General features: G+C 65.9%; 9 protein-coding genes. 4 read left to right on the top strand and 5 right to left on the bottom strand.

The features are described 5' to 3' along the window. Positions 1–77: 77 nt before the first annotated feature. The 3 genes from DSM100685_RS01275 to pafA are packed head-to-tail and all read left to right on the top strand — an operon-like array spanning position 78 to position 2,599. Entirely contained in the window at positions 78–911 is an 834-nt protein-coding gene (locus DSM100685_RS01275; RefSeq protein WP_152349555.1) for an inositol monophosphatase family protein, read from the top strand. Positions 912–950: 39 nt separating this feature from the next. Then, positions 951–1,142 (top strand): ubiquitin-like protein Pup, encoded by a 192-nt coding sequence (locus tag DSM100685_RS01270; RefSeq protein WP_152349554.1) that lies wholly within the window; start codon positions 951–953, stop codon positions 1,140–1,142. Continuing rightward, a complete protein-coding gene (pafA, locus tag DSM100685_RS01265) occupies positions 1,142–2,599 on the top strand; it encodes a Pup--protein ligase (RefSeq protein WP_152349553.1) in 1,458 nt (485 codons plus the stop codon). The genes DSM100685_RS01270 and pafA overlap by 1 nt, the downstream gene beginning before the upstream one ends. Before the next feature lie 88 nt (positions 2,600–2,687). On the opposite strand, the gene DSM100685_RS01260 is transcribed toward pafA, so the two are convergent. After that, complete coding sequence (locus tag DSM100685_RS01260; RefSeq protein WP_152349552.1) at positions 2,688–4,001, bottom strand: ABC transporter substrate-binding protein; 1,314 nt, start codon at positions 3,999–4,001, stop codon at positions 2,688–2,690. A gap of 121 nt (positions 4,002–4,122) precedes the next feature. Further along, entirely contained in the window at positions 4,123–6,477 is a 2,355-nt protein-coding gene (locus DSM100685_RS01255; protein WP_163200772.1) for a glycoside hydrolase family 2 TIM barrel-domain containing protein, read from the bottom strand. Positions 6,478–6,649: 172 nt separating this feature from the next. Between DSM100685_RS01255 and DSM100685_RS01250 the strand changes: the two genes are divergently transcribed. Next, the gene (locus tag DSM100685_RS01250) at positions 6,650–7,696 is read left to right on the top strand and encodes a LacI family DNA-binding transcriptional regulator (protein ID WP_152349550.1); all 1,047 of its coding nucleotides are present in this window, start codon (positions 6,650–6,652) and stop codon (positions 7,694–7,696) included. Between the two features lie 136 nt (positions 7,697–7,832). Here the strand turns inward: DSM100685_RS01250 and DSM100685_RS01245 are convergent, their stop codons facing one another. The 3 genes from DSM100685_RS01245 to purB all read right to left on the bottom strand — a co-directional run bounded on the left by DSM100685_RS01245 (position 7,833) and on the right by purB (position 12,268). After that, positions 7,833–8,114 carry an HU family DNA-binding protein gene (locus tag DSM100685_RS01245; protein WP_150353261.1) on the bottom strand — a complete coding sequence of 94 codons (282 nt, stop codon included), beginning with the start codon at positions 8,112–8,114 and terminating at the stop codon, positions 7,833–7,835. A 239-nt stretch (positions 8,115–8,353) separates the two neighbouring features. Next, a complete protein-coding gene (locus DSM100685_RS01240) occupies positions 8,354–10,786 on the bottom strand; it encodes a lysylphosphatidylglycerol synthase transmembrane domain-containing protein (protein ID WP_152349549.1) in 2,433 nt (810 codons plus the stop codon). 36 nt (positions 10,787–10,822) lie between these two features. After that, on the bottom strand, positions 10,823–12,268 hold the full coding sequence (gene purB / locus DSM100685_RS01235) for an adenylosuccinate lyase (protein WP_152349548.1): 1,446 nt from the start codon (positions 12,266–12,268) through the stop codon (positions 10,823–10,825). Positions 12,269–12,278 lie beyond the last annotated feature (10 nt).

Here is a 12,278-nt window from a genome sequence, read left to right as displayed (position 1 = left end):
GCAATCCGGCCGGACGGCGGGCAACGCTGTCCCGAACGACTGAACGACGAACACGGAAGACAAAGGAGCGCGAACACATGGAATGTCGTGAACTGGCACTGCGGGCGGCGGACGTCGCCATGGAGGCTGGCAAGCACGCGCTGCAGGAGCAGATGAATCCGCACGACCTCAAGATGATGTACCGTCCCGCCAAGCGCGAGCAGTTCACCGCCGAGGTGGACGACCTGCTCATCCGCTTCGTGCGCAACCGGCTCACCCACGTGGCCCCCTACGACGGCTTCTGGGAGGACGAGTCCGGCAACCTCAAGCCCGGCGGACGCTACTGGTGCGTCGGCCACATCGACGGCGTCATCAACTACGTGCGCAACATGTCCGAATGGACCGTCACCATCTCCCTGTTCGAGGTGGACGAAAAGGGCGAGGGCAAGCCGATCGTGGGCGTGGTGCACGCCCCCGCGCTGGGCCTGACCTACGTGGCGGCGCGCGGCAACGGCGCGATCCGCATCCGCAAGACCCCGATCGGCGAAAAGCGCGAGAAGGCCGTCCCCTCCGTCACGCCCTCGCTCGACGGCGCGGTGGTGAGCTTCGGCATGTCGTACTTCGCCAAGGAGTCAGAGCGCGCGCTGCGCACGGTGTCCGCCATCTCCGCCGGCAAGCCCGCGGACATCAAGCGCGTGGGCCCCGCCTCGCTCGACCTGTGCAAGGTCGCGGACGGCACGTACGACGCCTACTTCGAGCCGATGCTCCACTCGTGGGACATTCCGGCCGTCGCCGCCGGCGCCGTGGTTGTGTGGGAGGCGCAGGGCAAGCTCAGCCAGTGGAACGGCGACGAGATCCACTGGAACCGCGACAACGACGTGCTCGCCTCGAACGGCCTGATCACCAAGGACATCCAGCAGTACCTCGTCTGAACGCACTGCTTTCGAAACTGCTTCTGGAAGGAGAACGTCATGCCGCAGCAGCGGGAACAAGGGCAAACGAACGGCGCCGAGGAGACGCGTCAGGAGGAGACCGCGCGCGTCGCCCCGCAGACGGACGCGCAGGTGGACGATCTGGACGCCCTGCTCGACGACATTGAATCCACGCTGGAGACCAACGCCGAGGAGTATGTGAACCGCTTCGTGCAAAAAGGCGGCGAGTGATGCCCCAGCTGCGCGTCGAGCGCAATGACGCCGGCGAACGGTCCGGCGGGCACGAGCACGACCATGACTTTTCGCGCATCTTCGGCGTCGAGACCGAATACGGCGTGAGCGTCACCGGCACCGAACAGCCGTGCGACGCCGGTCAGGTCGCCATGATGATGTTCCAGCCGGTCGTCTCGCGCGCCCGGTCCACCAACACGTACCTCGCCAACGGGTCGAGGCTCTACCTCGACGTCGGTTCGCACCCCGAGTACGCGACCGCGGAGGCCCGCACGCCCATGGACGCGCTCGCGCAGGACGCCGCGGGGGAGCGGATCATGGCCCGGCTCGCCCTGGACGCGCAGGAGCGCCTGCGTCGCACGCACGGCGAGCACGCCGCCGTCCACGTGTTCAAGAACAACGTGGATTCCTCCGGGCACACGTTCGGATGCCACGAGAACTATCTGGTGCGCCGGTCCGTGTCCCTGAAGACCATCGAGCGCGAGCTCATCCCGTTCCTCGTCACCCGCCCGCTGTTCAGCGGCGCCGGGCGCTGGACGCCGGACGGCTTTGAAATCACCCAGCGCGCCGACTTCCTCGACGACGCCGTCTCCAGCGCCACCACTCGGTCGCGCCCGATGGTGAACACGCGCGACGAACCGCACGCTGACCCGGACCGTTTCCGCCGCCTGCATGTCATCATCGGCGACTCCAACCGCTCGCAGGCCGCCACGTGGATGAAGCTCGCCACCACGCATCTGGTGCTGTGCGTCATCGAGGAGCATCAGCGCCGCGGCGGCATCTCCCCGTTCGCCTCCTGCGCGCTGGCCGACCCCGGCGCCGCCATCCGTACCGTGAGCCGCGACGTGACCGGCTCCGCGCCGCTCGCCCTGGCCGACGACGTGCCGGTGGAGCGCGAACGGACCGCCCTGGACATCCAACGCGTCTATCTGGCCGCCGCCCAGCGGTTCGTGGCCGACCACGCCGACGACATGGACGCCATACTGCCGGACGCGGCACAGGCGCTCGAATTGTGGGAGCAGGCGCTCGACGCCATCGCCGCGGGGGACTGGGAGTCGCTCGCCGGATGGGTGGACTGGGCCGCCAAGCTGCGTCTGTTCAACGCCATGCGCCGCCGCCACCCGGACCTCGACCCGGCGCGTCTCGCGCAATTGGATCTGGAATACCACGACGTGGCCAACGGCGGGCTGTTCGGCTCCCTGACCGCGCACCACGCCATGCGCGAGCTGCTGTCCGCCGACACCGTCCGCCGCGCGATGACCGAGCCGCCCGCCGACACCCGTGCCGCCCTGCGCGGCGCATTCGTGGCCAAGGCGCTCGAAACCGGCGCGCAGTGGTCGTGCGACTGGACGCATGCGACGCTCATGCTGCCCGTCCGCGCCGACTGCGAGCTGCTCGACCCGTTCAGCCCCGAGCCGACCGACGAGTGGCGCCGGGTCATGGCGCTGATGGGATGAACTGAATCTGATTCGCTAGGAACCATCCGGACACGCGAAGGGGCCCTGACGTTGTTGTCAGGGCCCCTTCGACCGTTGGGGAGGATCGTCACGCCGACTGGATGGCGGCGTTGAGCTCGTCCGTGAACTGCTTGGCGGCGTCGGCGGGGGAGAGGCGCCCGAAGGCCACGTCCTCGCCGTAGCGCATCACCATGTTGTTGGCGTCCCTCGCGCCGGCCGGCGTCAGCGGGTTGGGGTTGGCTGCGAGACGCGGTTCCATCGAGGAGGTGAACTCCAGCGCCTTCTTGTTGTTCTCGCTCACCTTGTCCTTGATGTTCTGACGGACCTTGTCGTTGGCCGGGATGCCGCGCTCGGCGCCGAGAATGGCGGTGGCCTCGGGGTCGTTGAGCATGTAGTTGAGGAACTCGGCGGTCTGCGCGGGGTACTTCGTCTTCGCGTTGATGGTCCAGCCGATGGACAGCTGCTGGGTCATCCATTTGATGCTCTGGTTGTCGCTGGGCAGCGGCAGCGCCTCGATGGTCTGACCGGAGGCCTTGGCGAAGGTGTCGATTTGGTTGGCCATGGCGATGGTCACGGCCTGCTTCTTGGTGGAGAACGGATTTTGATCGGTGGACGCCTTGATGCCCTCGCTCCACACGTCGGCGGAACCGGACACGCCGCCTTCGCCCGTCCAATCCTTGAACTTCTGGAAGAATTCGGTCAGCACCGGTTCGGAGACCTTCACGCCGGAGTCGTCCCACTGCGCCGCCTCACCGTGTTGGCTCGCCCAGATGCCCAGACCATAGCCGTTGTTGAGGAATCCGGGGCCCTGCAGGGTGTTGCCGGATTTGGTGATGATCTCCCTGTTCCAGTCCTCGAAGTCCTTCCATGTCCACGTGTCGGTGTCGGAGGGGATCTCCGCGCCGTACTGCTTGAGCAGATCGGTGTTCACCAGCACGGCGAGCATGCCGGTGGTCATCGGGGCCAGGTACTGGGTGCCGTCCGACTGTCCCATCTTCTTGACGGAATCCGTGAGCCCGCTGAGGTCAAGCTGGCCGGAGACGTTGGCAAGATCGAGGAACTGGCCCTGATCGGAATACGTGCGGAAATCCTCGCCTATCTGGATGAGATCGGGCGCCTCGCCGCCGGCGAGCTGCACGTTGAGCTTGTCGAAATAGGCGTTGTAGTCGCTGTATTCCGCTTCGATCTTGATGTTCGGATGGGATGCCTCGAATTTGTCGATCACCTCCTGCGTGATCTTCAGGCGGCTGTCGGATCCCCACCACGCCACGCGGATGGTGGCGTTCGCATTGGGGTCCGCGGCGGCCTGGCCGCCGTCATTGCCGCATGCCGCCATTCCCGTCATCATCGCCGCACTGGCCGCGATCGCCAGCGCCTTCCTTCCCATCGACGTCCACTTCATCGTCACTCCTTTGTTTGATGCCACCGTATGTTCCAGTGTCGGTTTTCGGTGATGAGGTTGGTCGCATCACTGCCGGCCAACCGATGAACAATTTTGATTTTACGTTTAAATTAAGAAACTGTCAACAATTGGTATTGACGCTGATTTCCCATCTAGAATCGTTGAAATTGTTGGATTTTGCAGTGATTTCGACACGCCCGGCTTGACCATTTAATCGTAAAAATACGCTGGCTTTGCCTTGGTGTGCGGTCACCGTATGGCCGTCATAGGGCTCGTCGTTGGTGAGGTCGCCGTTGTCCACGGCGACGATGCTCGCGGGGCCGCTGACGGAGAAGCCCACCTCCGGTTCGGCGCGGAAGACCTCGTTGCCGTCGTCGTCCGCGACGCATGCCGTGAGCGCGACGCAATATCCGCGCCGGGCCGGCAATGCGGACGGGGAGTCGGTCCACCAGACCAATTGCGCGGCCCTGCCCGGCGTGCGTACCACGTCCCGGCACGCCACCGTGCCATTGTTGAGGCCCTCGACGACCACCTCGCCCGGGGCCCAGGGCAGGTAACCCGTAATGAGGCGGTTCGGACACTGCGCCGGACTCGGCACATAGAAGCGCTTGCCGTTGACGTACACGCGCACCTCCTCGCAGTTGGAGGCGATCGCATAGGGGATGAGCGCCCTGCGGAACTGGGAGAAATCCCAGTGCCTCACGTAGGGCGGCATGTCCCAGTGCTCCTTGACCATCTCGTCCGGCAGCGAATAGTCGAGCACGGCGAAGCTCACCATGGGCTCGTCCGTCCAATAGGAGCGCAGCAGATCGAAGCTGAAGCGCTCGACGCCGTTCGTGCGCAGGGGCGCGGCGCTCCAGCCCTTGGACGGCCAGCCCATGGATTCGCCCAAATAGTCGTAGCCGCTCCAGATCGCCCCGCCGATCACCCACTGGCGGTCGTTCCGCCACGGCACCAGCTGCGGATTGTCCTGCGTGAAGTTCTGCAGCTGCTCGTCGTGCCCCATGAACCACTGATAGGTCTCCGAGCCGAAGATCGGCTTGCCGGGCACCGCCTCGCGCACGCGCCCATACCATTGTTCCGCGTAGTTCATCACAATGACATCGGTTACGTCCGCAATGCGCTTGATGTGTTCGACCCGTTCCGCCGGATCGGTGATCTCGCCGGTTTTGGGCGCTTCGTTGAACACGGTGTCCATGTCGTTGCGGTCGCCGTAGTCGGCGTCGTCGTATTGGAAGTGCGGGTTCATCGCGCATCCGATGGGACGGGTAGGGTCCATGCGGTGCGCCTCGTCCACCAGTTGCCGCAGCGTGGCGACCATGGGCCATTTGCCCTGATCCTCCACCTCGTTGCCCACGCCCCACATCACGACGCTCGGGCGGTTGCGGTCGCGGCGGAACATGGCGTCGAGGTCGTGCCGCCAGTCCGTCTCGAAGAAGCGCAGATAATGGCCGGAACGCCACTTGTCGAACGGTTCGCTGTACACGTAGAAGCCCATGGCGTCCGCCAGATCCAGAAATTCGCGCGCGAACATGTGATGCGCGAGGCGAAGGCCGTTGCAGCCCATGCGCTTGAGGTACTCCAGCCGCGCCCGCCAGAGCTCCGGCGTGGCGGCTGCGCCGACGGGGGCGATGTCCTGATGCAGGCACACGCCCTTGAATATGGTCTTCACGCCGTTGACCAGCATGCCCCGGTCGGCGTCGAACGCCACGTCCCGCAGCCCCAAGCGCATCGATACGGCGTCGCCCGAGTCCGGCAGGGAGACGGTGAGCTTGTAAAGATATGGATGCTCGGCGCTCCACAGATGGGCGTCGGGAACCGTGATGTCCAGCGGGTCGTCGCCGTCGTCGCGCCGGGCGAGGGCGACGACCGCATCGCCGTCGTCACGCAATTGGATCGCGGCCGGTCCGGGCAGTCCCGGATCGACGGACAGCGATGCGCGCCGAAGCTCGGGGTCCACGTGCTGGCGAACCACCACGTCGCGTTCGTCCAGACAGCGCGCCGGCGTTTCGATCCAGCGCGCCGTGCGCACGATGCCCGCCCCCGAATACCATCGGTCCGTGGGCGACTGCGTGAAGTCCGCGCGCACCAGAATCTCGTTGCAGCCCTCACGTACGGCGTCGGTCACCTCGAGGCGGAACGGCGTGTATCCATACCCCTGATAGCCGACCCTGCAGCCATTGACGTATACGGTCGCGCATTCCTGCACGCCGTCGAAGTCCAGCCAATAGCGGCGCCCATGCCCTTTGACGGGCAACGTCACGGTTTTGGCGTACCAGCCCACGCCCTCCCATTGGCGGAATGCCATGCATGCGCCCCAAGGGGCGTCGGGGCTGACGGGGCGGTTGATCACCCAGTCGTGGGGCAGATCGACGGTCCGCCATGCGTCGTCCGTCGGGTGTTCGTCAGGTGATGCGGTCAGCGCAAAACGCCAATCCCTCGCCAGAATGGCTTCGGTCCGTGTGGTATTGATCATGACTGCCGATCCTTTATCGTGTGAATTCATCATCGCTGATGATTGTCAGTTAAATATTTAATCGTTAAAATAATAGCATTGCATGGCGGTGCGCCGCAATGGAGGGCGCCGGCGCGTCGTCCTGCGGTTCCGCCGGGGCGTTCGTCGGCTGCGCCGGTAGTATGGAGGGACTATGGTGACCCAACAGGATGTGGCGAGAGAGGCGGGCGTCAGCGCCGCCACCGTGTCGTACGTGCTCAAAGGCGCGGACACGATCAGCGAGGCGACGCGTCGGCGCGTGATGGATGCAGTGGAGAAGCTGCACTATACGAAAAATCTTTCGGCCGTGGGGCTGCGATCGGGACGCAACGGCATCATCGGCGTGGCCGTGCATGACCTCGGCATCTCGCATCAGACGGAACTCGCCCGGGCGATTTCGCTCGAGGCGCTGAAGCATGGCTATCAGGCGCTGGTGCAGCAGACGCTGACCGCGCGCAACGAGCCGGAGCTCGAACGGGCCATCATCCGGTCCATGGTGAACCAGTTCTGCGACGGCATGATCATGAGCGCCGGCGCGCTGTCCGCCGACGAACTGCACACGCTGAGCAACAACAAGCCGATCGTGCTGCTCGACGGTCACTTCCTCAACAATGCGTTCGACACGATCTTCACCCCGTGCGAACGCGGCGCGCGGATGGCTGTCGGCCATCTGATCGAACGGGGATGCAAACGCGTCCTCGTGGTGGGCACCACATATCGCCGTGCCGAAAACGACGAGGAGCGGATCCGCAGCCGTTTCCGGCATATGGAGGGCATTGTGGGCGCTTTGGAGGAGGCGCGGCTGGCGGCCGACCCCAATCTGTTCCTTGGCGGGGAGTGGAACGCCGATGGCGGATACCGTGCCGTCCGCGAGGCCATCGGCCGGGGGCTGGACTTTGACGGCATATACTGCATGTCCGACGATATGGCGTTGGGCGCCCTGCACGCGCTGCATGACGCCAATGCCTCGGGATCGGCGGCCGGCTTCATTCCGGTCATCGGCTTTGACGCCACCGACGCGGGACGCCACTACACGCCCACGCTGAGCACCATCGACACCAGCAACGCCGAACAGGCGCGACTGTCGGTGGAGACGCTGATTCGTCGCATCGAGCATCCCGAGGACGATTTCCAGCCGGTGCAGATCACCGTCGGCTGCACGCTCGTCGAACGGGAGTCCACGGCCGTGGCGGTGGGATAGCCGCCGCGGATTGGTCGGCAAACGGCGCGCCGAGGCGGCTTCAGATACGCGAAGGGGCCCTGACGTTGTTGTCAGGGCCCCTTCGCATGGCGGCAATGTTCGCACCGATGACCGCGTCGTGCGGTCAGTCGTCAGTTCACTCGGTGACGGCCTTCTTGAGCAGGGAGCCGGCGGTGATGCGCACGCCGTAGGAGGCCGGGATCTTGATGGTCTCGCCGGTGCGCGGGTTGCGGCCGGTGCGGGCGGCGCGCTTGACTCGCTCGGCGGAGAACAGGCCGGTGAGCTTCAGACCCTCGCCGGACTGCAGCGCCTCGACGAACACGTCCTGGAAAGCGTTGACGGCGGCCTCGGCCTGAGCCTTGGTGAGGTTCGACTTCTGCGCGATCTTGGAAACGAGATCAGACTTGTTGTATGCCATGGTGAAGCATTCCTTCTGTCGGGGGCTTCCCGTCTTGAACCGGGGAACCCATCGGTCAATCATTGATAATAGCGCAAACCCCTTGGAAACACTGCATTTTCAAGGGATTTTCGCATATTTTGCGGCTCCGGGGCCGCCGGAAACGCATCGAACGGACCTCGAACGCCCATCAGACGGATCGCGGATGCCCTTTATGGACATCCGCCGGGTGTTTTGGCGGATTTTCGCGGAAACGTCCGTCAGATGAGGTTGCGCTTGCCCAGCCACTGCATCGCCAGCGCGCCCAGGGGGATGCGCAGCCAGTACGTGGCGAGGCGGTAGACCAGCGTCGCGCTCAGCGCCACGGCCGAGGGCACGCCCGTGGCCGCGAAGCCGGCCATGAGCGCCGCCTCCACCGCGCCCAGACCGCCGGGCGTGGGTATTGCCGAACCGAGCGTATTGGCAAGGAGGAAGACGAAGCAGGTCTCGAAGACGTTCGACTCCCACCCGAACGCCATGAGCGCCGCCCAGAACGCCATGCCGAAGCACATGCACTGCACGAACGCGCTGACCAGCCCCACCACGAGCTGCTTCGGCTGGGTGAGCAGATCGAGCAACTGCCGTGCGTATGCCGCGACCAGCGGCAGCAGCTTGTCCACGACCAGCCTGCGCACCTGCGGGATCGCCATGGCCCCGGCGGCGGCCACCACCACTGCGGCGATGACGATCACCAGCGTGTTCGTAGGCACCATGCCGGAGAACGTGCTGCGGCCGGTGAACAGGCCGATGACCACGATCATGAGGAACGTGACGATGCCCTGAAAAGCCACCACCGCGGTCATGATCGCCGTGGCGACCGGCCCCTTGTAGCCCAGATGCCGCAGGTACTGCAGGTTGACGAACGCCGGCCCCATGCCCGCAGGCATGGACACGGAGGCGAAGCTGGAGGCGGCCTGCGACATGAGGATGCCCACGGGGTCGCGCCTGTCGCGGTCGATGAACGTGCCCAGCGTCACGCCGGAGGCCACCCACGTCAGGCACGCGAACACGAAGCTCAGAGCGGCCATCCACGGGTTGGCGTTCCTCGCGGCGGAGATGACCTGCTCCATGTTGAGCTGGGTGACGATGACCATGAGCGCCACCGCCAGCAACGCCGTGGCGAGGAACGACTTGAGCGAGAAGCGGCTGATCGTCACCTGCGGCAGCGTGTCGGCCACGTCCTCGGGCGCCAGCGCGCGCAGGCCGTTCCTCAGGTCGTCGAGCGTCTGCTTGCTCCATCCCGACAGCGCCCGCGTGGCCTTGGGCACGCCCACGCGCTGCACGAACGGGACCAGATCGACGAGCAGCTCGTCGTCCCACACCGTGCGGGCCGCGGCGATTGTGCGGTTCACGTCGGTCAGGGAGGCGAGCAGCGCGAGCATCTGCACGCGGTCGATCGCCACGTTCGCCGGCATGCTCCCCGAGTCTCCGGTCTGCCAACCGGCCACCACCGGCGTGCCGTCGCCGGTCAGCGCCAGGCAGTCGGGCGTGATGTGGCGGTGGGTGACGCCGCGGCGGTTCGCCGCGTCCAGATATCGCAGCCAGCCCGTCATGAGTTCATCGGTGACCGCGTTCGGGTCGCGGGCGCCCAACGGGCGGAGCGTGGGGGAGTTCGCGGCGAACACCAGCATCGCCGATTCGGACTGTTCGGCCACCGCGTAGGGCTTCATGGATTGAAGGCCGGCGTTTCCCAGCAGAAGCAGCATCGCCTGATGGTGCTGCACCGCGTCGCGCACGGAACGGTCGGAGTGCACGGACGCCGCGGCGAGCTTGATCCACTGCCACGTCTGCGCCAGATAGCCGGACGTGTAGGCCTGGGCGTCCAAGACGGACACCACGTAGTTTCGCCCGTTCTCATCGCGCACGTCGTAGATGCGGGACGATTCGACCAAGTCGTCGGCGAGAGAAGCGGTGCGGGCATTGGCATCGCGGGAGTCCCCGCCGCGTCTGGCGAGCGATCGGACCGTCACACCCACCCCGGCCAGCGCCGTGACGATCGACGAGCCCCACGCGCCTTTGTTCTGCGTGCCCACGGCGAGCCGGATGCACAGTCCCGCCGCGCGTCCGATCGCGAAGGACAGCAGCACGCCGCTCAGCGAGTTCGTGGACAGCACGACGAGCGTGACCGCCACGCTGCAGACGATGTCCCATCCCCATTTGACCGTGGAGCGCAGCCGGCGGGGTCCCGCCGCCGTGAGGAACGACGCCATGCCGGCGTAGAGGTCCGGCAGCAGGGGGCCGTTGCCGCTGGTGACCGACCACAGGCCGTTGATCAGCGGCTGCGGGCCGGCGAGGACGATGAGTTCGGAAACCCCGGCGGCCAGCGCGTAGCCGGCCACGAGCGCCACCATGGAGCTGACGGCCTGCCGCCATTCGCGGGCCATGGCGATCTGGACGAGCACGCTGAACAGCACGAGGAACGTGGCCAGCTGGGAGATCATGAGCGTGGGCAGGTCGCCCAGCCAGGAGACCAGCGCGCTGGCCGAATGCACGTCCATCTCCACGCCCGAGGCGAGGCCGCGCAGGAAGACGGCGACCAGCATGACGGCGACGCCGGCGATCACGCTGGCCGCCAGACGCACCAGATCGCCGAAGTCCCGGACGCGTCGCGGCGGCGTGTCCGAGATCACCACCGAATCGTCAGCAACGGCCATATATGCACCGCACCGGTTTGGCTGCGACGGTTCGGCTCAGCGGGCGAAGTCGACGAGCTTGGAGGCGACGCCGGTGTAGGTGGCCGGCGTGAGCGCCTTGAGGCGGGCGGCGGTTTCGGGGTCGAAGGACTGCTGGTCGATGAACCGCTCCACGTCCTCCTTGCCGATCTCGTGGCCGCGCATGAGTTCCTTGACCTTCTCGTACGGCTTGTCCATGCCGGGCAGGCCACGCAGCTCGCAGGCGCGCATGGCGGTCTGGATGGGCTCGCCGAGCACCTCCCAGTTCGTGTCGAGCTCGTGCTCGATGACGTGCGCGTTCGGGTGGATGGAACCGAGGCCGCCGAGCAGGTTGTGCAGGGCGAGCAGGCTGTAGCCGAGCGCGGAGCCGATGTTGCGCTGGGTGGTGGAGTCGGTCAGGTCGCGCTGCCAGCGGGACTCGACCAGCGTGGCGGACAGCGTGTCCAGCAGGGAGCAGCTGATCTCGAAGTTCGCCTCGGCGTTCTCGAAGCGGATCGGGTTGACCTTGTGCGGCATGGTGGATGAGCCGGTGGCGCCCTTGACCGGCACCTGCGCGAACACGCCGCGGGAGATGTACATCCACACGTCCACGCACAGGTTGTGCATGATGCGGTTGGCGTGCGAGACGGTCGAGTACAGCTCGGCCTGCCAGTCGTGGCTCTCGATCTGCGTGGTGAGCGGGTTCCAGGTCAGGCCCATGCGGTTCGTGACGAACTCGCGGGACACGGCGATCCAGTCGACGTCCGGGCATGCGGCCAGATGCGCGCCGAACGTGCCGGTGGCGCCGTTGATCTTGCCCAGATACTCCTGGGATTCGATGTGCTTGAGCTGGCGGTTCAGACGGTACACGTAGACGGCGAGCTCCTTGCCGAGTGTGGTCGGCGTGGCCGGCTGGCCGTGGGTGAGGCTGAGCAGCGGCATGTCGCGGTACTCCTCGGCCTTGCCCGCCAGATGGTCGACGATCGCCTTGAACGCCGGGGTCCAGACCTTCTCCATGGCGTTCTTCACGCAGCGCGCGATGGACAGGTTGTTGATGTCCTCGGAGGTGCAGGCGAAGTGCACGAGCGTCTTGATGCGATCGTTGAGCTTCGTGTCCGCGCCGAGTTCGCCGGCGGCGAGGTCGATCTGGTCGTCGATGTAGTACTCCACGGCCTTCACGTCGTGGTGGGTGACGGCCTCGTGCGCGGCGTGGCGGGCGATGCCCTCGGCGCCGAAGTTCTCCGGGATGGCGCGCAGGAACGCGATCTCCTCCTCGGAGAACGGCTGGACGCCGTCGACGACCGGCTTGTTGCCGTTGCCGTCGAAGCCGTTGGCCAGCAGGATCATCCACTCGACCTCGACGCGCATGCGTTCGCGGTTCAGGGCCGGCTCGCTCAGGTATTCCACGAGCGGGGCGGTGGCCGAATGATAGCGGCCGTCGAGCGGGGTCAGTGCGATTGCGGGGGTGATGTCGGTAAGATTCATGGCATCAAGA

The organism is Bifidobacterium avesanii (genome assembly GCF_009299475.1).
In the GTDB taxonomy this organism is placed as follows: domain Bacteria; phylum Actinomycetota; class Actinomycetes; order Actinomycetales; family Bifidobacteriaceae; genus Bifidobacterium; species Bifidobacterium avesanii.
Note: the sequence above shows the minus strand (reverse complement) of the source record. Positions and strands in the feature narration are given on the sequence as shown.

Excerpts from the sequence above, each read along its gene's own strand:
- DSM100685_RS01275 (WP_152349555.1), top strand. The coding sequence starts at position 78 with ATGGAATGTCGTGAACTGGCACTGCGGGCGGCGGACGTCGCCATGGAG.
- DSM100685_RS01255 (WP_163200772.1), bottom strand. The coding sequence starts at position 6,477 with ATGATCAATACCACACGGACCGAAGCCATTCTGGCGAGGGATTGGCGT.
- DSM100685_RS01240 (WP_152349549.1), bottom strand. The coding sequence starts at position 10,786 with ATGGCCGTTGCTGACGATTCGGTGGTGATCTCGGACACGCCGCCGCGA.
- DSM100685_RS01250 (WP_152349550.1), top strand. The coding sequence starts at position 6,650 with ATGGTGACCCAACAGGATGTGGCGAGAGAGGCGGGCGTCAGCGCCGCC.
- DSM100685_RS01270 (WP_152349554.1), top strand. The coding sequence starts at position 951 with ATGCCGCAGCAGCGGGAACAAGGGCAAACGAACGGCGCCGAGGAGACG.
- pafA (WP_152349553.1), top strand. The coding sequence starts at position 1,142 with ATGCCCCAGCTGCGCGTCGAGCGCAATGACGCCGGCGAACGGTCCGGC.
- purB (WP_152349548.1), bottom strand. The coding sequence starts at position 12,268 with ATGAATCTTACCGACATCACCCCCGCAATCGCACTGACCCCGCTCGAC.
- DSM100685_RS01245 (WP_150353261.1), bottom strand. The coding sequence starts at position 8,114 with ATGGCATACAACAAGTCTGATCTCGTTTCCAAGATCGCGCAGAAGTCG.
- DSM100685_RS01260 (WP_152349552.1), bottom strand. The coding sequence starts at position 4,001 with ATGAAGTGGACGTCGATGGGAAGGAAGGCGCTGGCGATCGCGGCCAGT.